Genomic DNA, 22,362 nt, shown 5'->3' on the forward strand with positions numbered 1-22,362 from the left:
GTGCTTCTCCTTGTCAGCGGGCCAGTTTGAGCCAGTTCTTGGGACTGTTGGTCGGCGCTATCCGCGATTCGGTGGAAGCGGCATGGGCAGCCTGTTGCTTGGCATCGAGGTCGGCCTCGGCTTGCATCCGTGTTGCAATGACCTGGTGCTGCGCAAGCAACATGGCACGCATCTGCAAGAGCTGGTTAGCCTGCTGGCTGGCAAGCTGGTTGGCATAGCCTAGGGCCTGCATTTGTCCATCCGCACCCTGTGCGCTGTGCTGGAGCCGTTCCAGTGTGCGGGCATCTGCTTGCAGCGCATCCTGCTGCTGTTTCAGGGTATGGAACAGGTCATCATTGGCGCGCTTCTGGCTTTCGCTCGCCAGACGGCGATTCTCGTTCATGGCTGCCCATTCGGCATCTGTGCAACCGCCGGTGGCGTTAAAGCACGGCGAACCACGGTAGAAGGCCACGTCCTGGAACTTGCCGAGATACGCATCCAGGCTGCCGAGCTGGGTCTGGTAGTAATCCAGGGTGTTCATTGCCGAACGCAGGTTGTCCATCGTGCGGGTAGCCTGGTCCCAGATATACGCGGCTGGGGCCATGGTGTTCTGTAGCTGGTTTTCGTACTGCTGGAGCTGGGTTTGATACTGCTCGATCTGCTTGAGCGTTTGTGCCACCGACTCGATGGCGGTCATGACGTTTTGCGTCAGGTTGCCCCCGTCAATGACTGGAATCCCGGCCTGAGCCGGTAGCGAGCCGCCGCCGATGGCGAGCGAGATCAGAAACGCGGTTTTAGCCGCTAAAATTTTGCGAGTTCTCATGGTCGATAACCTTTGCTGAAAGTGGCTAGCGTCATCGAGTAGCCGCGCCACGGAGCTATTCGGTAATTGACCAGAGCGACACCGAAGCCCGGCCGTTTTTGTTTGAATCACGGTGTCGATTTTTAGCGGCTAAAATCACTGATCAGCCTGAGGTCGAACAATGGTCCTCATTACCAGGGTCATCTGGTCCTGGGTGGCCTCGATCCTTGCCAGAAGGCGGTGGATCGTTTCCGGACCGAAAGCTGCGGTTCTCACATCGTCGGTTAGCCACAGCTTGAGCAGCCCTCCCAGACGACCGAGGTCACCATTTATGCGGGCAAGCTCTCGCACCCGCTGGTAATCCGTGACGCCCTTGATTTGGTAGCCCTGACCAACCTCCCGCAAATAACGGGCAACACTCATTCCGGCCTGCTTGGCCTGCTGTTCGATATGGATTTTCTCTTCAGGCAGTACCGGAACCCGAAGATGGTGTCGGCGTTTGCGGCTCGTCTCTTTCATCATTGCCTGTCTCTCTTTAACCCTTTCGGCGGCAGCCGATGCCTCGCAGAGCAGGATGAGCGTTGAACACCCTTGGGTGTGAATAAGATCCAGTGAAGATGGATAACCGGCTTGACGGTTAGCTAACTTCACACATCCTGCCCGCAGTTCAACCGAGACTTTTCCACTGCACTACTGTCAAATTGATCGCTATTTTTGCCCCATCTGGCTTGCATCAGCCGGTATTGCATACAAATCGGTATAGAACCGCGCTGTAATGACCAGTAGCAGCGCTGTAACAGTGATCCAATAGCGATGAAATAGCGGTTCAGTAGCGCTCATATGAATTTCAGGATTCAGTTTTTGCCCAGCCGGCATGTCGATGATTCGGTTTTAACGCCAGGCGAGGGTTTCGCTGTGAAACGATGTCCACTATCGAATCTGGCATGCTCATCTTTGGACCATTTGCACAACAGAATCTTGAAGTCTGGGCCATCACTTCTTCCTGGCGTTCCCATCACGGCGCGAGCCGATTTATTAATCTGAGTCTTTACTAACCTCAGTTCTTTTTATCCTTAGTATTTATTAGCGTCGGGTTTTCCGAATGCGGATTATCCGTAGTTGGATTTACCGTAGTCGGAAAATCCGAACGTGGTGGATCATGATCCAGGTACTCGGGTTGGTCGGACACGAGCCAGGTCGTGTGACTGAATTTGCCTCGTTCTCCACGCTCTCGCTTGATTCGCAGATAGCCTGCTTGTTGCAGCTCCTGGAGCCCTGTTCGTGTCGCGTCTCGCCCCGACTTTTTCTGCTTGGACAGGTGGGACAGGCGTAGCCGGAAGTTGTCCGGCAGTGACAGCACGAACACCAGGATTCCCAGCGCTTTCCAGGACAAATTGGGGTTCCGGATAAGCTCATTGGGTAGCGTGGTGAAATTCGACCGGACTTTGCGACGAACAATGACGGTATCATCCACATCATCGCCCTCATGCCTCGTCGATGAGTTCGGCAACATCACTTGCACGGAAATAGACGCGCCGGCCTACTTTGCGTTTCGCAGCGTTCCATTTCTGCGCAAACTCGGTTTGACTTCGCAACGCTATGCGGAGACCATCTGGACTACGCTTAAGTAACTCTGAAAGTTCTGTCAGTGACAGCAACGGTCCATAACGGTCAAGCAGTTGTTCTTCGGTGGTCATCGGTTGGCTCCTTTGAATACGCCCAACAAGTTCAATGTTCGCAGGGCTTCGGTAACCACCATTAGAAGGAAGGCACGATCATGAATACAGGCGCGGAAATGCCGAATATCACGCAAAAGAAAGAAAAGTCGAATCGCTCCCGTGGAAGGCCAGCCAGGCATGAAAGTGAACGCATGAAAACAATCGCCTGGTATCACTTTTTGGCAGGGGAAAGAGCGCCCGCTGAAATGTGTGACTGGATGCCTTTTGATGATATCGATCAGGCAACCATATATCGCTATCGACGGGGAGATATTTCTCCGAGAGCGGACATACTCTGCGCAAATTGTGAGGTTTTTCAGGCTGCCCGCACGGTATTCGAAGTCGGCCCGATGAACGTGCCCTTGTGGGATGCCTTGTGGGGAAGCATAACGCCTGACGATTTCCGGATTGCTGACCGTTTGATGCCTGGAGGCGACTGGCCCGAAGGTGGGTTGAGTCAGTTTTTCTTCGAGGATGTGATCCTGGCCAGGGTCTTTGCATTTCAGACCAAGTGTCTTCGTGGCAGGCCAGACTCTGTGGTTTCGGAGCTGGAGTGTTTTGTGACTGCAATTCGGGTTGTTCGTGCCTGGGATGTGCTTGGGCAGATCAAATCAACTGCTTTGCGGGTCTTGCTTGAAGGCCTCATGTCGATGCCAGGCACCCGGGAAATACTTTCTCGTCACGGGTTGGTCACGTCGCTCAAGGATTGGATTTCTGCGTATTTCGGCAGCGGATCGGCGGCACCTGCGGGTACGGTTTACTGGGCACCCTGGATGACGGAGCAAAATGAATTGCTGAAGCAGCAGTTGCGTGCTGAACAGCACCGCATGGTGGTGGCGAAGAGTTTACGCGCACAGCTGTTTCAAGGTGACACCGCAGAGCTCGACGATTTTCCGGTAGGCGGCGCAGATGACAATAGCACCTGGCACTGATATCCGTAGGACGGCTGGATTTTAGCGGCTAAATTCGAGAGCATCGGCCAGGGTCATGTATGTAGTATGTTGTACGCTACTACAACATACTACATACATAGTGCAGCGCTCTTCGCTTAGCTGGCTGTAATGGCGACCCGTCAGCTTGGTTTCTTTGCTTCCTGTTGCTTACCTGCTCTACGCGCTGATATAGCATCTAGCTCATCTACTAGGTCCTCCGCTCGCAGGTGGGTGTAGCGCCGCAGCATCTGCATGGACTTGTGGCCGCTAATTGCCGCTACCTGTTGATCGCTCAGGCCGCCTTCGACAAAACGGCTGACCGCTTCATGGCGAAGGTCGTGGAAGCGTAGGTCTTTCAGCCCGACACTTTCCTTGGTGTTCAGCCAGACCTTGTTGAAGTTGTAAGGCCTTCGCTGCCTATCTTTTCCAGGCTCTCCGAAGAAAATCAGATCGGTATCAATAGGGCGAACCGGATTGGCCAGAGCCTGCCGGAATATGTCTACGGCGGTACTGGTCAGGGGAACGGTGCGGGGCAGGGTGTTCTTTGTCTCCAGAAGGCGCACGATGCGCCGTTTCAGATCGACCTGGCTCCGGCGAAGGGTGGTGATCTCCGACGAGCGCATGCCCGTTTCCAGGGCGATACGGACGATCCAGCCGAGCATTGGGTTGCTGTGCGCATCGACTGCCTGCATCAGTCGTGTTTCTTCGTCCGGACTGAGGCGCCGTTCGCGACCGGGTGGCGGTGCGGGGCGGCGGATGTTCTGTACCGGATTGCTTGGCAGGCCAATACCCCATTCCTTGATCGCGGTGCTGAACATGTGGCCCAGCAGTGCCAGATCGAGGCGGACCGTGTTCGGTGAGCGGGGTTTAGGGGTGGGCCTTCCCTTGGCGTCCTTTCTATCCAGCCCTGCCAGTCGGTCATCACGATACTTCGCGATGATCTCAGGGGTGAGGGCGGCCAGGGAATACTTGCCGAGGTGCTGAATTAACGGCTTGGAGTGCCGAGCGTCGCTGGCTGCGGACGCAGGCCGTTTGGTTGGGGAGACTTCTGCCAGATAGCGTTTGAGGGCATCGGCTACAGTCATTCGTTCGGCTGGTGCGCGTTGGATATAGACACCGCGTACCATCTCGTCCTCTGTACGACGCGCCCAGTCTTCGGCATCCCGCTTGGTACGGAAGGTTTTGGTTGCGGTTGGAAAGCCGACCTTGCGGATGACGGCTTTCCAGGTGCCGGAGGGTGTCTTTACCAGTGTCGCCATAGGGGCCTCGGTACAGTTCCAGTGTTTCTGACTGTACCGAAATTGTACCTTTGGGACAATTTGGCGGTAGATGGTGGGCCCAGCAGGACTTGAACCTGCGACCTACCGATTATGAGTCGGCTGCTCTAACCAACTGAGCTATAGGCCCTTTTTCTGATTTTACCTTCGCAAGCCAAGGCTTCGAAGGTGGAAATTCTAACGCTTCCTTCGGGCCTCGACTAATCGATTATGAGTCCTCTGCTCTAACCGACTGAGCTATAGGCCCCCAGAAGGCTGCGGGATTATACCGGCGTGCTCCTGCCAGCGCCAAGCGTTAAGCAGGGTAGTGGTGAGTCAGGAAGTTAAAGCATCTTGAAAAGCAGAACCCCCGGCGGAGCCGGGGGTTCTGGTATCACTCGTCGAGGAAGGAGCGTAGATGCTCGCTTCGGGTCGGGTGGCGCAGTTTGCGCAGGGCCTTGGCTTCGATCTGGCGGATACGCTCGCGGGTCACGTCGAACTGCTTGCCGACTTCCTCGAGGGTGTGATCCGTGTTCATATCGATGCCGAAGCGCATGCGCAGTACCTTGGCTTCACGGGCGGTGAGGCCGGCCAGAACTTCGCGGGTGGCTTCCTTGAGGCTTTCCACGGTGGCTACGTCGATCGGGGACTGCATGGTGCTGTCCTCGATAAAGTCGCCCAGATGCGAATCTTCGTCGTCGCCGATCGGCGTCTCCATGGAGATCGGCTCCTTGGCGATTTTCAGCACCTTGCGGATCTTGTCCTCAGGCATCTCCATGCGTTCGCCCAGCTCTTCCGGAGTCGGCTCGCGGCCCATCTCCTGCAGCATCTGACGGGAGATGCGATTGAGCTTGTTGATGGTCTCGATCATGTGCACCGGAATACGGATGGTGCGTGCCTGGTCGGCGATCGAGCGGGTGATCGCCTGGCGGATCCACCAGGTGGCGTAGGTCGAGAACTTGTAGCCGCGGCGGTATTCAAACTTGTCCACCGCCTTCATCAGGCCGATGTTGCCTTCCTGGATCAGATCCAGGAACTGCAGGCCGCGGTTGGTGTACTTCTTGGCGATGGAGATCACCAGGCGCAGGTTGGCCTCGACCATCTCCTTCTTGGCGCGACGGGCCTTGGCTTCGCCGATCGACATCCGACGGTTGATATCCTTGATCTCAGCCAGGCTGAGGTTGGTCTCGGCTTCCAGGTCGGCCAGCTTCTGTTGGCAGCGCTGGATATCGGCCTGCAGGTTGCCGATGGCTTCGGCGTACTTGGCCTTGCCCTTGGCCAGGTCGCTGGCCCAGTTCATGTCGGTTTCGTTGCCCGGGAACAGGCGCAGGAAATCGGCGCGCGGCATGCGGGCGTCACGTACGCACAGTTGCATGATGGCTCGTTCCTGGGCGCGCAGGCGCTCAAGGGCGCTGCGTACCTGGGCAACCAGGGTGTCGTACTGCTTCGGCACCAGCTTGATGGGCATGAACAGTTCGGCCAGGGCATTGAGCTCTTCGATAGCCTGCTTGCTACCGCGACCATGCTTCTTCAGGGCCTGCTGCACCTTTTCCTGCTGCTCGGCCACCGCACTGAAACGGCGCGCAGCCTCTTCAGGGTCCGGGCCGCCATCACCTTCGTCTTCATCCTCTTCGGCGCCTTCCTCTTCGTCCTCGTCGTCGCTTTCTTCGGCGGCGGCGCCTTCCTTCAGGGGGACGGGGGCGGCGGCTTCGTCCGGCACGCTGCCGTCATCCGGGTCGATGTAGCCGCTGAGGACTTCGGCCAGACGGCCGCCTTCGGTAGTGACGCGGTTATATTCGGCGAGGATGCCTTCGACGGTGCCAGGGAAGTGAGCAATGGCGCTCATCACCTCGCGGATGCCTTCCTCGATGCGCTTGGCGATCTCGATTTCGCCTTCGCGGGTCAGCAGTTCCACAGTGCCCATTTCACGCATGTACATGCGTACCGGGTCGGTGGTGCGACCGATGTCGGTTTCAACGGCGGCCAGGGCCGCAGCGGCTTCTTCGGCAGCCGCTTCGTCAGTATCGGCTTCGGCCAACAACAGGGCGTCCGCATCCGGGGCACTCTCGAATACGTTGATCCCCATGTCGTTGATCATGCGGATGATGTCTTCCACCTGTTCCGGATCGGAAATATCCTCCGGCAGGTGGTCATTAACCTCCGCGTACGTCAGGTAACCCTGCTCGCGACCACGGCTGATCAATTCTTTCAAACGAGATTGCTGCTGCGCTTTTACGGACATAACACCCTATCCACTGAAGGTCTTGGCGGGCTGAAAACAAGCCGAGGATTATACCTCGGTTTGGCATTTAGGCGCCAGTCGGGGGACTAGCCTCTCGGGGAAGAGGCTAGACTGTAGTGCTCCCTGAGCATTGCCTTTTCCTCTTCGGTAAGCTCGCCGGGGCTCTTCTGAAGGACGCTGCGGAGCGCCTTCTCTCGTTGCCTCTGCGATTGGTTGTTTACAAGTGTAGTAATGGTGTCGAAAAACTGCTGTTCAAGGTTGTCGCCGCTGATCAGCCACTCCTTTTCCGCCAGAGCTTGCAGTAGACGGCCCTGTTCGGTGCCGTGCCAGCGAGCTATCAGTTGCAGCGAGCGCAACTGCGGGCTTTTCTGCAGGGCGCCGACCAGGGCTACGAGCAGTTGGGCGTAAGTGTCTTCTTCGTCGGCGAAATGACTGACATCTTCGACCTTTTGTGCCAGGTGCGGATGGTGCAGCAAGGTGCGCAAGGCAATCAGATGCGGTGATTCGACGCTCACCGCAGTGCGCGGGACACGTGGGGCGAAGTCGCCCTTGCCCTTGCGATTCCATTTGCCACCAGCTTTTTTCCAGCCTCCCTGGTTGTCTTCGCTTGGGCGTGGATGGGGTGCAGAGAGATGTTGGTCGTAGCTCTCGGGCAGTGCCGCCTGGTCGTAATAGGCGCTGTCCGGTATATCGCCATAGTCTGGATAGCCAACTGTCGATGGGCCGCCGCTGCCTGCCGGGGCTGTACGTGGGGTGTTGCTCATTTGCCTGAGGGCGTCGCCGGAGAGGCCGGTGATCTCGCTCAGGCGCTGGCGCATCAGGGCGCGCAGGTTGGCTCCGGGAATCTTCTCGATCAGTGGCGAAGCCAGGGTGACAAGGTGTGCCTTGCCTTCCAGCGAGCTTGGGTCGGCCTCCTCGCAAAGCTGCTGAAAGAAGTAGTCGGCCAGCGGCTGGGCGTGCTGGCTGATGCGGGCGCGAAAGGCATCGGTGCCCTCGGCGCGTACCAGTGTGTCCGGATCCTCGCCCTCAGGCAGAAACAGAAAGCGTGCGCGGCGGCCGTCCTGAAGGTTCGGCAGGGTGGCCTCCAGGGCGCGCCAGGCGGCGTTGCGGCCGGCGGCATCGCCGTCGAAACAAAACAGTACGCTGGGTACGATGCGGAACAGGCGCTTGAGATGTTCCTCGCTGGTGGCGGTGCCGAGGGTGGCCACCGCGTTGCGTAGGCCCTGTTGGGCTAGCGCGATGACATCCATGTAGCCCTCGACCACCATGATCTCGTCGAGATCGCGGTTGAACTTGCGCGCCTCATATAGGCCGTAGAGTTCCTGACCCTTGTGGAATACCGGGGTTTCCGGTGAGTTGAGGTACTTGGGTTTGTCATCGCCTAGCACTCGTCCGCCGAAGGCGATCACCCGTCCGCGGCTGTCGCGGATGGGGAACATGATGCGGTCGCGAAAGCGGTCGTAGCGCCTGCCGGTCTCGGCGTTTTCGATCAGCAGGCCGGCATCGATCATCACTTTCTGTTGCAGGGCGTCGGTACCCAGTTGCTTGAGCAGGTTGTCCCAGCCGGGCGGGGCGAAACCGAGGCCGAAGTCGCGAGCGATTTCCCCGCTCAGGCCGCGGCGCTTGAGATAGTCTACGGCGTATTTGCGCTGCGGGTGGTTTCTCAGAGCCTGGCGGTAGTGCTCGGCGGCGGCGTTGAGCAGCGGGTAGAGTGGCGAGTCGACCGGTTGTCGTGGTTTGTGGCCGCGACCGCTTTCCTCGCGGGGTACCTCCATGCCGGCGCGCTTGGCCAGTTCCTCGATTGCCTGGGGGAACTCCAGTTGGTCGTAATCCATTACGAAGCCGAGGGCGTTGCCGCCGGCTCCGCAGCCGAAGCAGTAGTAGAACTGCTTGTCGGGACTGACGGTGAAGGAGGGGGTCTTTTCCTTGTGGAAAGGGCAGCAGGCGCTGTAGTTCTTGCCGGTTTTCTTCAGTTGGATGCGCGAACTTACCACATCGACGATGTCGGTGCGGTTGAGCAGGTCATCAATGAAGGATTGCGGGATCAGGCCGGCCATAGCTGCTCAGCATAGCGCCCGGCGCAAGGGCAGGGCTAGAAGTTGCAAATGCAGAAAACTCCGCCTGCTCGCCGAGCGGCGAGGCGGAGTTCCGGAAATGCAATGCCCGGCCAAAGCCGGGCATTTGGGCGCTGCCTGTACGGGATCAGTACAGACGAACGCTGCGGCGTTGCTCGCGCTGAACTTTCTTGGCGTGACGCTTCACAGCGGCAGCAGCCTTGCGCTTACGCTCAGCGGTCGGCTTCTCGTAGAATTCACGGCTGCGAACTTCAGCCAGTACACCGGCTTTTTCGCAGGAGCGCTTGAAACGACGCAGGGCTACGTCGAAGGGTTCGTTCTCTTTAACTTTGACGGCTGGCATCCAGGTCGTACCTTCATCAATTACCGGGGTGAACGCGTTCCCGGCAGAAGGCTCGGGTTGCGTCGACTTTTAAGGGTTGCGGATGTTACCCGGTCGAGGCGAGGAATGCAAAGCCCCCTGGTCGAAAAGCGCTGGCCGGGCGGTTGGGGGGGGCTTATCATGCGCCCCTCTGTTCTAGCTGGTGAACCAAGGCTGCTGCATGCTCGTACTGGGACTGGAAACTTCCTGCGACGAAACCGGCGTCGCGCTCTATGACAGTGAACGCGGCCTGCTGGCCGATGCGCTGTTCAGCCAGATCGATCTGCATCGTGTGTATGGCGGGGTGGTGCCGGAGCTTGCTTCGCGCGATCACGTCAAGCGTATGCTGCCGCTGATCCGGCAGGTGCTGGATGAGGCCTGCTGCACGCCCGGCGATATCGATGCGCTGGCCTATACCGCCGGCCCTGGCCTGGTCGGCGCGCTGCTGGTCGGTGCCTCCTGCGCACAGGCCCTGGCGTTTGCCTGGGGTGTGCCGGCGGTGGGCGTGCATCACATGGAAGGGCATCTGCTGGCGCCGATGCTGGAGGAACAACCACCGACGTTCCCTTTCGTTGCGTTGCTGGTGTCCGGTGGTCATACCCAACTGGTGCGGGTCGACGGCATCGGCCGTTATCAGTTGCTCGGTGAATCGCTGGACGATGCCGCCGGTGAGGCTTTCGACAAGACCGCCAAGCTGATGGGGCTGAACTATCCCGGAGGCCCCGAGATCGCCCGGCTGGCCGAGCAGGGCTCTGCTGGCCGCTTCGTATTCCCGCGGCCGATGACGGATCGGCCCGGCCTGGACTTCAGCTTCAGTGGGCTGAAGACCTTCGCTCTCAACACCTGGCTGCAGTGCCGTGAGGTCGGCGACGACCTCGAACAGGCCCGTTGCGACATCGCTCTGGCCTTTCAGCAGGCGGTGGTCGAGACTCTCACCATCAAGTGCCGTCGAGCGCTGAAGCAGACCGGTCTGAACAGCCTGGTGATCGCTGGCGGGGTGAGTGCCAACAAGTCCCTGCGTGAGCAGTTGGAGCGCATGCTTGGCGAGCTGAATGGTGAGGTGTTCTACGCCCGGCCGCGCTTTTGTACCGACAACGGTGCGATGATCGCCTATGCCGGCTGCCAGCGTCTGTTGGCCGGGCAGCATGAGGATCTGGCGATCAAGGTGCAGGCGCGCTGGCCGATGGAGTCGCTGCCTGCTATTTGAAGCGGCGCTCGCGGCCAGCCAGCAGATCCTGCAGGTTGTTACGGTGGCGCCAGACAATCAGCCCGGTGAGCATGCAGACCGGCAGCAATGCTGCCGGCTGCTGCCAGGCCAGCATTGGCAGAGTCAGCGGTGTGGCGATCAGTGATGCCAGTGAGCTGGTGCGGGTGAGCAGGAAGATCAATGCCCAGGTGGCCAGGGCGAGCAGCGCGGCCGGTGGGTAGAGTCCGAGCAGCATACCGGCGGCAGTGGCCACGCCTTTGCCGCCACGGAAGCGGAAGTACAGCGGGTAGAGGTGGCCGACTACAGCGGCCAGTCCAATCCAGGCCTGCTGCTGCAGGCTGAAGTCGAGCAGTTTGGTGGCCAGCACTGGCAACAGGCCCTTGAGCAGGTCGCCAAGCAGGGTCATTACGGCCAGCTTGCGGCCAGCGACCCGCAGCATATTGGTAGCGCCGGGATTGCCCGAGCCGCTGGTACGTGGATCCGGCCCGCCGGCAAGGCGGCTGAGCAGGATGGCAAAGGACAGCGAACCGAGCAGGTAGGCGAGGATTGCCAGAAGCCAGAACATGGCGGTTATTCCAGGGCATGGGGTAGCCCGATTCTAACGAGGTGTTGCGCCCTTGTCGTGGCGCGGAGACAGTGGTGGACAGAGTATTTATCGAGGGGCTTGAGGTCGACACGGTGATCGGTGCCTATGACTGGGAGCGGAACATCCGCCAGTGTCTGGTGCTCGACTTGCAAATGGCCTGGGACAACCGTCCGGCCGCTGCGCGGGACGACCTGGCGCAGGCGCTCGACTATGCCAGTGTGTCCTCGCGAATCCAGGCGTTTGCCGCCGAGTCGCATTTCATTCTGGTGGAAACCTTTGCCGAGCGACTGGTGCAGACGCTGATGGAGGAGTTTCACATTCCCTGGATCCGCCTGAAACTGACCAAGCCGGGGGCGGTGCCGGCGGCGCGTGGTGGAGTCGGCGTGGAGATCGAACGCGGATGTCTCTGACTCGGGTATACCTCGGTCTTGGCAGCAATACCGAGCGGGAGGCCCATTTGACGGCAGGCCTTGAGGCGCTGGCGCAAATCCTTGAGCACATGCAGTGTTCGCCGGTGTTCGAGAGCCATGCGGTGGGCATACGCAGCAGCCATTTCTTCAATCTGGTGGTGGTCGGCGAGACACATCTGCCGCTACTGGAACTGGATCGGCGGTTGAAGTTCATCGAGGCTGACAACGGCCGCTATGCACCGGATCGCAAGGGGCTGCCGCTGGACATCGACGTACTGCTGTATGGCGAGACGGTAGGACATTTCAACGGACTGGTGCTGCCGCGTGCGGAAATCCTGAAGAACGCCTTCGTGCTTTGGCCGCTGTCATTGTTGGCACCGGAGCTGCCTCATCCGGTGGACGGGCGAACCTTCGCCGAGCTGTGGCGCAGTGCGCAGATCGACCAGCAACTGTGGCCGGTGGCCTTCCAGTGGCGGGGTCTTGAGCTGACGCCGCAGGAGTTGCTGCGCCCTTCCGCCTAGAGGCCCGGCCCCGAAGGCACGATTGACTCCTGCGACAGCTCCTGGCGGTAGATCTTGAGTGCCTTCAGACGTTCGCGGTTGAGTGCCTCACCGAGTTCCGCACCCTTGAAGCCTTTTTCCAGCAGGGGCCTGACCGGCACCTGGCGAGTAGCCTCGGCTGCGCCAAGCAGATAGGCAGCCTGTGGATAATCACGCTGCTCAAGGCCGAGTCGGCCGCGAGCGTCCATCTCGCAGGCTGCAACAAATTCGGCAAAGCGCTGCGGACGGCGGAACACGTCAAATCGTTGCAGCAGCTCCAGCAGGGTTGACGGGCGCAGTTCCAGCGCGCGGTGAGCATGGGTGTGGAATTCCCCGACCAGCAGAGCCAGTTCGGCGCACTCGCGGGGGGGCTTGCAGCGTTCGTTGACCGCCTTGATCAGCGGCACGCCGCGTTGCTCGTGGGCGATATGCCGGGGCCACTGATCCGCAGGCGTCAGCCCCTTGCCGAGGTCATGCAGCAGGCAGGCCCAGCGCACGTTCAGCGGCTGCTCGTGTTCGGCGCACTGCTGCAGCACGGCCAGTACGTGGATGCCGCTGTCGATTTCCGGGTGGTGCGCGGCTGGCTGTGGCACGCCGAACAGTGCATCGAGTTCCGGCAACAGGGCGGCCAGTGCGCCACAGTCGCGCAGAACCCGGATAAACACATCCGGCCGTGGCTCCATCAGCGCGCGGGAGATTTCCTTCCAGCTGCGCTCGGGGGTGAGGTGCGCCAGTTCGCCGGATTCGGCCAGTTGACGCATCAGTGCCAGGGTTTCTGCTGCGACGGTAAAACCTAGTGGAGCGTAGCGGGCGGCGAAGCGGGCCACCCGCAGTACGCGCAGGGGGTCTTCGGCAAAGGCCGGGGAAACGTGGCGAAGAATACGCGCCTCAAGATCCCGCTGGCCGCCGTAAGGGTCGATCAGGTTGCCGGCGTCATCCTCGGCCATGGCGTTGACCGTCAGGTCTCGCCGCCGCAAGTCCTCTTCCAGGGTGACCTCGGGGCTGGCATGGAAGGTAAAGCCGCCGTAGCCGTGGCCACTTTTGCGCTCGGTACGGGCCAGGGCATATTCCTCGCCGCTCTGCGGATGCAGGAACACCGGGAAGTCGGTACCCACCGGGCGGTAGCCCAGCTCAAGCATCTGCCCGGCGCTGGCGCCCACCACCACCCAGTCCACTTCGCTAACGCTGCGCCCCAGCAGGCGATCACGTACCGCACCGCCGACCTTGTAGATTTGCATGTCTGATCCTCCACGAAGTGCAGAGGATACCGGAGAACGTCTGATCCGGGCTGGCAGTTCTTGCCGGTTGAGACTCAGATGGGCGGCAGGTAGCGGCCGGGAGGAAGTGCCTCGTCGCCGCCATCGGCAGACGGACGCGGCGGAACGTGTTGAGTGCTGATCAACTGGTCGCCGCGGCAAACCTGCAGGTGGATGTCGAAGCCCCATAGACGGTGCAAGTGCTTGAGTACCTCGCCGGTGGATTCGCCCAATGGCTTGCGGTCGTGCTGCTGGTGGCGCAGGGTCAGCGAGCGATCACCACGGCGATCGATGCTCCAGATCTGCACGTTGGGTTCGCGGTTGCCCAGGTTGTATTGCGCTGCGAGCAGTTCCCGGATGGTGCGGTAACCGGACTCGTCATGGATAGCCGGCACAAGCAGATCGTCCTGCTGGTCGTCGTCGAGGATGCTGAACAGCTTGAGGTCGCGGATTACCTTGGGCGAGAGAAACTGCAGAATGAAGCTCTCGTCCTTGAAGCTGCTCATGGCGAACTTGAGGGTGCTCAGCCAGTCGCTACCGGCAATGTCCGGGAACCAGCGGTGATCTTCCTCGGTAGGCGACTCGCAGATGCGGCGGATGTCGCGGTACATGGCAAAGCCCAGGGCGTAGGGGTTGATGCCGCTGTAGTAGGGGCTGTCGAACGGCGGCTGGTAGACCACGCTGGTGTGCGACTGGAGGAATTCCATCATGAAACCGTCGGTGACCAGCCCTTCGTCGTACAGGTCGTTCATCAGGGTGTAGTGCCAGAAAGTGGCCCAGCCTTCGTTCATCACCTGGGTCTGGCGCTGTGGATAGAAGTACTGGGCGATCTTGCGCACGATGCGGATCACCTCGCGCTGCCAGGGCTCGAGCAGTGGCGCGTGCTTCTCCAGAAAGTAAAGGATGTTTTCCTGGGGTTCGGCGGGCCAGCGCTTGTTGTCCTGCTCGTGGCCTTTTTCGGAGGGCCTGGGAATGGTGCGCCAGAGGTCGTTGATCTGCCGCTGCAGGTGCTCCTCGCGCTCCTTCTGGCGTCGCCGCTCCTCTTCGGCGGAAATCGGATATGGCCGCTTGTAGCGGTCGACACCGTAGTTCATCAGGGCGTGGCAGGAGTCCAGCAGCTCCTCCACCGCATCGATGCCGTAACGCTCCTCGCACTGCATGATGTACTGTTTGGCGAACACCAGATAGTCGATGATGGAACTGGCGTCGGTCCAGGTACGGAACAGGTAGTTGCCCTTGAAGAAGCTGTTGTGGCCATAGCAGGCATGGGCGATCACCAGGGCCTGCATGCACATGGTGTTCTCCTCCATGAGATAGGCGATGCACGGATCGGAGTTGATCACGATCTCGTAGGCTAGGCCCATCTGCCCGCGCTTGTAGCCTTTCTCAGTGGCGAGAAAGTGCTTGCCGTATGACCAGTGGTGATAGCCCAGCGGCATGCCGACGGAGGCGTAGGCATCCATCATCTGCTCGGCGGTGATTACCTCGATCTGGTTCGGGTAGGTATCCAGCGCATAGCGCTCGGCCAGGCGGGCGATCTCGCGGTCGTAGGCGCGGATCAGCTCGAACGTCCATTCCGAACCGGTGGACAGCGGTTGGCGCTTCTTGGCGGGCGTCATGCTCATGGTCGGATCCTCAGCTAGACAGGCGGCGCTGGAACAGTTCGCGGAACACCGGGTAGATATCCGCTGCCGAGACCAGTTGCTGCTGCGCGAAGCTGTCGGCGAAGGCTGCGGCCACCTGTTCGTATTCGTACCACAGTGCCTGGTGTTCCCGTGGGGTGATCTCGACGTAGGTGAAGTACTGCACGAAGGGCATGATCTGATTGACCAGGATGTCCCTGCACAGTGGAGAGTCGTCGTTCCAGTTGTCGCCGTCGGAGGCCTGGGCGGCGTATATGTTCCACTCATTGACCGGATAGCGCTCAGCCATGATCTCCTGCATCAGCTTCAGGGCGCTGGAGACGATGGTGCCCCCTGTCTCGCGGGAGTAGAAGAACTCCTCTTCGTCCACTTCCTTGGCACTGGTGTGGTGGCGGATGAACACCACCTCGATCTTGTCGTAGTTGCGCCTGAGAAACAGGTACAGAAGTATGAAGAAGCGTTTGGCGATGTCCTTGGTGGACTGGGTCATGGAGCCGGAGACGTCCATCAGGCAGAACATCACTGCCTTGGAACTGGGGTTTGGCTGCTTGACCAGCAGGTTGTACTTGAGGTCGAAGGTGTCTAGGAAGGGCACTCGATGGATGCGTGCGCTGAGCCGCTCGATTTCCTCCTGAGTTGCCTGGATATCGGCGAAGTTGTCCGGCTCCTCGCGCCTGAGCCGCTCCAGCTCGGTTTTGGCCTCGCGCAATTTGGCGCGACTGGAGCCGGACAGGGCGATGCGCCGGGCGTGGGCCGAGCGCAGGGTGCGGATGATATTGATGCGCGACGGGTTGCCTTCGTTGCTGATGCCGGCGCGTACCGTCTTGAAGGTGTCGGCGCCAGTGAGGTGGCGCTTGACCAGGTTGGGCAGCTCCAGATCCTCGAACATGAAGTCGAGAAACTCTTCCTGGGTGATCTGAAAGACGAACTCGTCCATCCCTTCGCCGCTGTTGCTGGCATTGCCACTGCCGCGCCCGGCACCACCACCCTGCGGACGCGGGATGCGTTCGCCGGCGGTGAACTCGCGGTTGCCCGGGTGAATGATGGTCTGCCGGCCGCCGCGGCCGTGATGCAGCACCGGCTCGTCGATGTCGCGGCCGGGAATACTGATCTGCTCGCCGTGTTCCATATCGGTGATGGAGCGCCGGCTGACGGCTTCCTCCACGGCTTTCTTGATGTGTTCACGGTAACGCCGCAGGAAGCGCTGGCGGTTCACCGTGCTCTTGTTTTTGCCATTTGGGCGTCGGTCGATCACGTAGCTCATGACGTCTCCTTCGGCCCCGTTCAAACTCTGCTGCGCGTCGGCCCTGCTGTGTTAAAAACAGGCTCGGACTGCTCATTTACAGCTCGTAAACTCCGCGTCCTCGTCTGTTTTTGCCTTGCATGGCTCTAGCTCGCGAGACTTTGAACAGGTTCTTGCCTGCCCATGGTTACGGGCAGGCAGCGAATGACCCAGCGTGCGTTCAGCGCCGGGCAGGATCTACTGCGACTTGCGAACCCGCAGGTACCACTCCGACAGCAGGCGTACCTGCTTCTCGGTGTAGCCCCGCTCGACCATTCGCCTGACAAAGTCATTGTGTTTCTGCTGTTCCTCCTTGCTGCCCTTGGCATTGAAGCTGATGACCGGGAGCAGATCCTCGGTGTTGGAGAACATCTTCTTCTCGATGACCACACGCAGTTTCTCGTAGCTGAGCCAGCTGGGGTTCTTGCCGTTGTTGTTGGCGCGTGCGCGCAGCACGAAGTTGACGATCTCGTTGCGGAAGTCCTTGGGATTGCTGATGCCGGCGGGTTTCTCGATCTTCTCCAGTTCCTCGTTGAGGGCTACACGGTTGAGAATTTCGCCAGTTTCCGGGTCACGGTATTCCTGATCCTGGATCCAGAAATCGGCGTACAGCACATAGCGGTCGAAGATGTTCTGGCCGTATTCGCTATAGGACTCCAGGTAGGCGGTCTGGATTTCCTTGCCGATGAACTCGATATAGCGCGGCGCCAGGTATTCCTTGAGGTAGCGCAGATAGCGCTCGCGCAGCTCGGCGGGGAATTGCTCCTGTTCGATCTGCTGCTCCAGCACGTAGAGCAGGTGTACCGGGTTGGCGGCAATCTCGTGCGGATCGAAGTTGAAAACCTTGGAGAGAATCTTGAAGGCGAAGCGGGTCGACAGACCGTTCATGCCCTCGTCGACGCCGGCGGAGTCGCGGTATTCCTGGATCGACTTGGCCTTGGGGTCCGTGTCCTTGAGGTTCTCGCCGTCATAGACGCGCATCTTCGAGTAGATGTTGGAGTTTTCCGGCTCCTTCAGCCGCGACAGCACGGAAAACTGGGCGAGCATGCGCAGGGTGTCCGGAGCGCAGTGGGCACGTGACAGCGAGCTGTTGGTCAGCAGCTTGTCGTAGATTTTCACTTCATCCGTTACGCGCAGGCAGTAGGGTACCTTGACGATGTAGATGCGGTCGATGAAGGCCTCGTTGTTCTTGTTGTTGCGGAAGGTGTGCCACTCCGACTCGTTGGAGTGGGCAAGGAGGATGCCGTTGAAGGGAATCGCGCCAAGACCCTCGGTGCTGTTGTAGTTGCCCTCCTGGGTGGCAGTCAGCAGCGGGTGAAGCACCTTGATTGGCGCCTTGAACATCTCGACGAACTCCATCAGCCCCTGGTTGGCGCGGCACAGCGCGCCGGAGTAGCTGTAGGCGTCGGCGTCGTTCTGCGGAAACTCCTCCAGCTTGCGGATATCCACCTTGCCGACCAGGGCGGAGATGTCCTGGTTGTTCTCGTCGCCCGGCTCGGTCTTGGCTACGGCGATCTGGTTCAGAACCGAGGGGTAGAGCTTGACTACCCGGAACTGGCTGATGTCGCCACCGAACTCCTGCAGACGCTTGGTGGCCCAGGGCGACATGATCGAACTGAGGTAGCGACGCGGGATGCCGTAGTCCTCCTCGAGGATGGTGCCGTCCTCGTCGGCGTTGAACAGCCCCAGCGGTGACTCGAATACCGGCGAGCCCTTGATGGCATAGAACGGTACCTTCTCCATCAGCTGCTTGAGCTTCTCGGCCAGTGAGGACTTGCCGCCGCCTACCGGGCCGAGCAGGTAGAGGATCTGTTTCTTCTCTTCCAGGCCCTGGGCGGCATGGCGGAAGTAGGCGACGATCTGGTCGATGCATTCTTCCATGCCGTGGAAGTCGGCGAAGGCCGGGTAGCGGCGGATCACCTTGTTGGAAAAGATGCGTGACAGACGGGGATCGGCGGAGGTGTCCACCAGCTCCGGCTCGCCGATGGCCATCAGCAGGCGCTCGGCTGCGCTGGCGTAGGTGCTGCGATCCTGCTTGCACAATTCGAGGTACTCCTGCAGGGAGTATTCCTCCTGACGGGTCGCCTCGAAACGTTGCTGGAAGTGGCTGAAAATGCTCATGACTTCACCTCGCTCGATGCTGTAAGCCGGCTCGGGGTCGGTGGGCAGGTGCCGGGTTGCCCCGGCTCCAGAAAAGTCGGGAAAATCCCCCAGAAACCCTAAAGGTCGTAACCGATGGCCCGATGCCGGTTGGCCGGCTCTACTTTGAGTGGGATGGCCTGAGTAACAGAATAGTTCGTTCTGCCGTAGGTCAAGGGGCGGGCAACGATGTCCGGATGTTACCGGGGCCCGGCAACAGGCGGCAGGCCAGGGCGGGCGCGGCCTGCCGAGGGAGGGAAATTATTCTTCGGGACTCTGCTCTGTATCCTGTGGATAGAGCGTGCGCCAGAGTTCGAAGCCGCCATCCAGGCTGTAGACCTCGGAGAAGCCCTGGCCGGCCAGGTAGGCCGCCGCGCCCTGGCTGGAATTGCCGTGGTAGCAGGAGACGATCAGTGGGGCATCGAGATCGGCATGAGTGATGAAGTCATGCAGCGAGTGGTTGTCCAGATGCCGCGAGCCGATGATGTGCCCATTGGCAAAGCTGTGAGGGTCGCGGATGTCGACGACCACTGCGCCGCTGGCGCGCAGCACCTGTGCCTGTTGCGGGGAGATACGCTTGAAGTCGCTCATGTTCGGGCTCTTTGCTTGATGGTTGGAGAGGCTGTCGCCTCTACTCCTTGGGACAGGTACAGCGGTAGTAGGCACCGCTGTCGACATCCAGCAGCGTCATCGCGCCCCCCCAGACACAGCCGGTGTCGAGGGCGTACAGACCGGGTTCGCTGCAGTTGCCTTCGAGCGCCGCCCAGTGGCCGAAAATGATCTTCTCGCCGCGCATCCGGCGTTGCGGGTGGCTGAACCAGGGGGCAAAACCGGGAGGGGCGCTACCGGCGCCTTCCTTGCTCTTCAGATCCAGAGTGCCGTCGGCGGTGCAAAAACGCATGCGGGTGAAGTAATTGGTGATGACCCGCAGGCGTTCGATGCCCTGCAGATCCCTGGTCCAGCGCGCCGGTTCGTTGCCGTACATGCCGTCGAGGAACTGCGGCAGTAGGCTGTCGTCACGCAGTACCTGCTCCACTTCGGCGGCCCGGCGCAATGCCTTGGCCAGCGTCCACTGCGGGGGTATGCCGGCGTGCACCAGGGTCACCTGACGTTCGGCGTCGTGATGCACCAGCTTTTGCCGGCGCAGCCAGTCGATCAGTTGTGGACGATCCGGTGCCTCGAGAATCTCGCGCAGGGTATCGCCCTTGCGCAGACGCCCGGCGTTGTGGGCCACGGCCAGCAGGTGCAGGTCGTGATTGCCCAGTACGGTCGTTACCGCGTGGCGGATGGAGAACAAAAAGCGCAGTGTCTCCAGTGACTGCGGGCCACGATTGACCAGATCGCCGACCAGCCAGAGCTGATCGTGACTCGGATCGAAAGCCACCTGCTCAAGCAGGCATTTGAGCGGTCTGAGGCAGCCCTGCAGGTCGCCTACTGCATAGACCGCCATTAGTGCAGCGCTCCCGGCACGGCAAGGCGGAAAGGCGCGATGGGCGCCTCGAAGCGTGTGCCGTCCTCGGCCAGCATCTGATAGCTGCCCTGCATGATGCCTACCGGTGTGGTCATGACCGTACCGCTGGTGTAGGTGTGGCTTTCCCCCGGAGCGATATGTGGTTGCTGACCGATTACCCCGGCACCGCGGACTTCCTGAACCTGGCCGTCGCCATCGGTGATGATCCAGTGACGCGACAGCAACTGCGCTGAAAGCTCGCCGCTGTTGAGGATGCTGACGGTATAGGCGAAGGCGTAGCGACTCTGCTCTGGCTGCGATTGCGCGGCCAGGTACTGCGGAGTGACGCTGACGAGGATCTGGTAGCGGGGGTCGGACATGCGAGAACTCGTACTGGTGAGGGCGGGTCAGTCCCGCGCAGTTTGCAGGTGCAGGGCCAGCTGATCTGCCAGGCGGACGAAGGCCGCCAGATCCAGCTGTTCCGGCCGCAGGCTGCCGTCGACGCCGGCAGCCTCGATGGCTTCGCCCGGCAGCAGTTGTCTGAGCGTGTTGCGCAGGGTCTTGCGGCGCTGGTTGAAGGCCTCGCGCACCACTCGCTCAAGCAGCCGGTGATCCTTGGCCGGATGCGGCAGGGTCTCGTGTGGTACCAGACGCACGATGGCCGAGTCCACCTTGGGTGGCGGGTTGAAGGCACCAGGGCCGACATTGAACAGGTGTTCCACCCGGCAGTGGTACTGCACCATGATCGACAGCCGTCCCCAGTCACCACCGCCCGGGCCGGCAGCCAGTCGTTCGACAACTTCCTTCTGCAGCATGAAGTGCATGTCGCGGATCAGCGGGGCGTTGTCCAGCAGGTGGAAGATCAGTGGGGTGGAGATGTTGTAGGGCAGGTTGCCAACCACGCGTAGGCTGCGTGGCACGGCCTCGAGTCGGGCAAAGTCGAACTTCAGCGCATCGCCCTGGTTCAGGCGAAAGCGGGGGTTGTCGCCGAAGCGGGTCATGAGGATGGGGATGAGGTCGAGGTCAAGCTCAATCACATCCAGTGCTGCACCGCTGGCCAACAGCCCTTCTGTCAGGGCGCCCTGGCCCGGACCGATCTCCAGCAGGCGTTCGCCTTCCCGGGCGCGGATGGCGCGCAGTATGCGGTCGATCACTCCTGCATCGTGCAGGAAGTTCTGGCCGAAGCGCTTGCGCGCACGGTGTTGGTACTCGGACATGAGCTGCTCCGGGCAACGCCTCGCATGGGCGCGAGGCGGATATAAAGGGAAGTCGTGCAGTTTACCAGCGAATCACGCTGCAGGCGCACCCGGACGCAGGTGGTTCAGACGCTTCGGTTGGCTGCCATCTGGTAGGCGGTTTCCAGCGCTACCTGCAGACTGCCGGTGTCCACCTGGCCACTGCCTGCCAGATCCAGCGCCGTGCCGTGATCCACCGAGGTACGGATTATCGGCAGCCCCAGGGTCACGTTCAGTGCAGCGCCGAATCCCTTGAACTTCAGCACCGGCAGGCCCTGATCGTGATACATGGCCAGCACCGCATCGGCCTGATCCAGGTGTTTGGGGGTGAACAGGGTATCGGCCGGCAGTGGACCGGTCAGATTCAGCCCCGCATCACGCAGGCGCGCCAGCGCCGGTTCGATGATCTCCATCTCCTCGCGCCCGAGGTGGCCGCCTTCGCCTGCATGAGGGTTGAGACCGCAAACCAGTATGCGCGGCTCGGCAATGCCGAATTTGTCGCGCAGATCCTCATGAAGGATGCGTGTAACACGCTCAAGACGTTCGCCGGTGATGGCCGCAGGCACCTGGCTCAGTGGCAGGTGGGTGGTGACAAGTGCCACGCGCAGGCCACGGGTTGCCAGCATCATCACGACCTGCTCGGTGCCGGTCAGCTCGGCAAGAAATTCGGTATGGCCGGAGAAGGGGATGCCGCCCTCGTTGATCACACCCTTGTGCACCGGGGCGGTGATCATGCCGGCGAAAGTGTCGTCCAGACAGCCCCGGGCAGCACGTTCGAGGGTCTGCAGCACGTAGCCGGCATTGGCCGGATTCAGTCGTCCCGGTTCGGCTGCTTCTGTCAGCGGCGTATCCCAGACGTAGAGGCAACCGGCGTCTGCCGGAGTCTCCGGCCAGGCGCCGGGGCCGACCTCGATCAGGTGGATCTGAAGGCCTAGCAGCGCTGCGCGTTCGGCCAGCAGAGGGCGGCTGGCAATCGCCACCAGTGCCTCGGGTTGTGCCTGGCGCGCCAGCAGCAGGCAGAGATCCGGGCCGATACCGGCAGGTTCACCTGGTGTCAGGGCAAAGAGTCGTGATGCGGGCATGGGCAGTCTCGCGATAGGGCGGGGTGCACAGTGTACGCTGTCGGCGAGCTGGCCGAGCAAGGGAGGTGCGTGACGCTGCAGTGGTGCGGAAAGAAAAACGGCGCCGACCTTGTGGGTGGGCGCCGTGCTTCGCGGAGTACCGTCCGGGGATGGCCCGGGGCGGAAACT

At 60.7% G+C, this 22,362-nt stretch carries 22 protein-coding genes and 1 tRNA gene; 4 read left to right on the top strand and 19 right to left on the bottom strand.

Annotation, left to right across the window (positions count from 1 at the left end):
* Positions 1–13: 13 nt before the first annotated feature.
* From trbJ to NCCP436_RS10690, 4 genes are all read right to left on the bottom strand, one after another.
* Positions 14–802, bottom strand: coding sequence for a P-type conjugative transfer protein TrbJ (trbJ, locus tag NCCP436_RS10675; protein WP_220804042.1), 789 nt, complete (start codon positions 800–802; stop codon positions 14–16).
* Between the two features lie 135 nt (positions 803–937).
* A complete protein-coding gene (gene traJ, locus NCCP436_RS10680; RefSeq protein WP_219899618.1) occupies positions 938–1,303 on the bottom strand; it encodes a conjugal transfer transcriptional regulator TraJ in 366 nt (121 codons plus the stop codon).
* Between the two features lie 535 nt (positions 1,304–1,838).
* The gene (locus NCCP436_RS10685) at positions 1,839–2,255 is read right to left on the bottom strand and encodes a hypothetical protein (protein WP_220803985.1); all 417 of its coding nucleotides are present in this window, start codon (positions 2,253–2,255) and stop codon (positions 1,839–1,841) included.
* Positions 2,256–2,265: 10 nt separating this feature from the next.
* A complete protein-coding gene (locus NCCP436_RS10690; RefSeq protein ID WP_106453187.1) occupies positions 2,266–2,478 on the bottom strand; it encodes a plasmid-related protein in 213 nt (70 codons plus the stop codon).
* An 80-nt stretch (positions 2,479–2,558) separates the two neighbouring features.
* On the opposite strand from NCCP436_RS10690, the gene NCCP436_RS10695 reads away from it, so the two are divergent.
* A complete protein-coding gene (locus NCCP436_RS10695; protein WP_220803986.1) occupies positions 2,559–3,431 on the top strand; it encodes a hypothetical protein in 873 nt (290 codons plus the stop codon).
* 140 nt (positions 3,432–3,571) lie between these two features.
* On the opposite strand, the gene NCCP436_RS10700 is transcribed toward NCCP436_RS10695, so the two are convergent.
* The 5 genes from NCCP436_RS10700 to rpsU form a co-directional block, all read right to left on the bottom strand.
* The gene (locus NCCP436_RS10700; RefSeq protein ID WP_220803987.1) at positions 3,572–4,690 is read right to left on the bottom strand and encodes a site-specific integrase; all 1,119 of its coding nucleotides are present in this window, start codon (positions 4,688–4,690) and stop codon (positions 3,572–3,574) included.
* A 71-nt stretch (positions 4,691–4,761) separates the two neighbouring features.
* A tRNA-Ile gene (locus NCCP436_RS10705) sits at positions 4,762–4,838 on the bottom strand.
* A 243-nt stretch (positions 4,839–5,081) separates the two neighbouring features.
* Positions 5,082–6,929 carry an RNA polymerase sigma factor RpoD gene (gene rpoD, locus NCCP436_RS10710; protein WP_220803988.1) on the bottom strand — a complete coding sequence of 616 codons (1,848 nt, stop codon included), beginning with the start codon at positions 6,927–6,929 and terminating at the stop codon, positions 5,082–5,084.
* Positions 6,930–7,015: 86 nt separating this feature from the next.
* Positions 7,016–8,986, bottom strand: a complete 1,971-nt coding sequence (gene dnaG / locus NCCP436_RS10715) for a DNA primase (protein ID WP_220803989.1) — start codon at positions 8,984–8,986, stop codon at positions 7,016–7,018.
* Between the two features lie 145 nt (positions 8,987–9,131).
* The gene (gene rpsU / locus NCCP436_RS10720; RefSeq protein WP_003290642.1) at positions 9,132–9,347 is read right to left on the bottom strand and encodes a 30S ribosomal protein S21; all 216 of its coding nucleotides are present in this window, start codon (positions 9,345–9,347) and stop codon (positions 9,132–9,134) included.
* Between the two features lie 199 nt (positions 9,348–9,546).
* Between rpsU and tsaD the strand changes: the two genes are divergently transcribed.
* Positions 9,547–10,572: a tRNA (adenosine(37)-N6)-threonylcarbamoyltransferase complex transferase subunit TsaD gene (gene tsaD, locus NCCP436_RS10725; protein WP_220803990.1), complete on the top strand. Its 1,026-nt coding sequence runs from the start codon at positions 9,547–9,549 to the stop codon at positions 10,570–10,572.
* Here tsaD and plsY read toward each other — a convergent pair.
* Positions 10,565–11,137: a glycerol-3-phosphate 1-O-acyltransferase PlsY gene (gene plsY, locus NCCP436_RS10730; protein ID WP_220803991.1), complete on the bottom strand. Its 573-nt coding sequence runs from the start codon at positions 11,135–11,137 to the stop codon at positions 10,565–10,567. The two genes, tsaD and plsY, sit on opposite strands and share 8 nt — an antisense overlap.
* A 74-nt stretch (positions 11,138–11,211) precedes the next feature.
* Between plsY and folB the strand changes: the two genes are divergently transcribed.
* Together folB and folK are read left to right on the top strand one after the other, a co-directional pair.
* The gene (gene folB / locus NCCP436_RS10735; protein ID WP_220803992.1) at positions 11,212–11,568 is read left to right on the top strand and encodes a dihydroneopterin aldolase; all 357 of its coding nucleotides are present in this window, start codon (positions 11,212–11,214) and stop codon (positions 11,566–11,568) included.
* Positions 11,559–12,089 (top strand): 2-amino-4-hydroxy-6-hydroxymethyldihydropteridine diphosphokinase, encoded by a 531-nt coding sequence (folK, locus tag NCCP436_RS10740; RefSeq protein ID WP_220803993.1) that lies wholly within the window; start codon positions 11,559–11,561, stop codon positions 12,087–12,089. The genes folB and folK overlap by 10 nt, the downstream gene beginning before the upstream one ends.
* Here the strand turns inward: folK and NCCP436_RS10745 are convergent.
* From NCCP436_RS10745 to pdxA, 9 genes are all read right to left on the bottom strand, one after another.
* Positions 12,086–13,345, bottom strand: a complete 1,260-nt coding sequence (locus NCCP436_RS10745; RefSeq protein WP_220803994.1) for a multifunctional CCA addition/repair protein — start codon at positions 13,343–13,345, stop codon at positions 12,086–12,088. The two genes, folK and NCCP436_RS10745, sit on opposite strands and share 4 nt — an antisense overlap.
* Positions 13,346–13,419: 74 nt before the next feature.
* Entirely contained in the window at positions 13,420–14,982 is a 1,563-nt protein-coding gene (locus NCCP436_RS10750) for a SpoVR family protein (protein WP_220804043.1), read from the bottom strand.
* A 16-nt stretch (positions 14,983–14,998) separates the two neighbouring features.
* Positions 14,999–16,270: a YeaH/YhbH family protein gene (locus tag NCCP436_RS10755; RefSeq protein ID WP_220803995.1), complete on the bottom strand. Its 1,272-nt coding sequence runs from the start codon at positions 16,268–16,270 to the stop codon at positions 14,999–15,001.
* Between the two features lie 216 nt (positions 16,271–16,486).
* Complete coding sequence (locus NCCP436_RS10760) at positions 16,487–18,409, bottom strand: PrkA family serine protein kinase (protein WP_220803996.1); 1,923 nt, start codon at positions 18,407–18,409, stop codon at positions 16,487–16,489.
* A gap of 279 nt (positions 18,410–18,688) precedes the next feature.
* Positions 18,689–19,018 carry a thiosulfate sulfurtransferase GlpE gene (glpE, locus tag NCCP436_RS10765; RefSeq protein ID WP_220803997.1) on the bottom strand — a complete coding sequence of 110 codons (330 nt, stop codon included), beginning with the start codon at positions 19,016–19,018 and terminating at the stop codon, positions 18,689–18,691.
* Between the two features lie 40 nt (positions 19,019–19,058).
* Positions 19,059–19,877 (bottom strand): symmetrical bis(5'-nucleosyl)-tetraphosphatase, encoded by an 819-nt coding sequence (locus NCCP436_RS10770; RefSeq protein WP_220803998.1) that lies wholly within the window; start codon positions 19,875–19,877, stop codon positions 19,059–19,061.
* Positions 19,877–20,257 carry a Co2+/Mg2+ efflux protein ApaG gene (apaG, locus tag NCCP436_RS10775; RefSeq protein WP_220803999.1) on the bottom strand — a complete coding sequence of 127 codons (381 nt, stop codon included), beginning with the start codon at positions 20,255–20,257 and terminating at the stop codon, positions 19,877–19,879. Before apaG ends, NCCP436_RS10770 begins: the two co-directional genes overlap by 1 nt.
* 27 nt (positions 20,258–20,284) lie before the next feature.
* The gene (gene rsmA, locus NCCP436_RS10780; protein WP_220804000.1) at positions 20,285–21,094 is read right to left on the bottom strand and encodes a 16S rRNA (adenine(1518)-N(6)/adenine(1519)-N(6))-dimethyltransferase RsmA; all 810 of its coding nucleotides are present in this window, start codon (positions 21,092–21,094) and stop codon (positions 20,285–20,287) included.
* A gap of 104 nt (positions 21,095–21,198) precedes the next feature.
* Entirely contained in the window at positions 21,199–22,194 is a 996-nt protein-coding gene (gene pdxA, locus NCCP436_RS10785) for a 4-hydroxythreonine-4-phosphate dehydrogenase PdxA (RefSeq protein ID WP_220804001.1), read from the bottom strand.
* Positions 22,195–22,362: the final 168 nt, after the last annotated feature.

Source organism: Pseudomonas sp. NCCP-436, from assembly GCF_019656335.1.
GTDB lineage: Bacteria > Pseudomonadota > Gammaproteobacteria > Pseudomonadales > Pseudomonadaceae > Aquipseudomonas.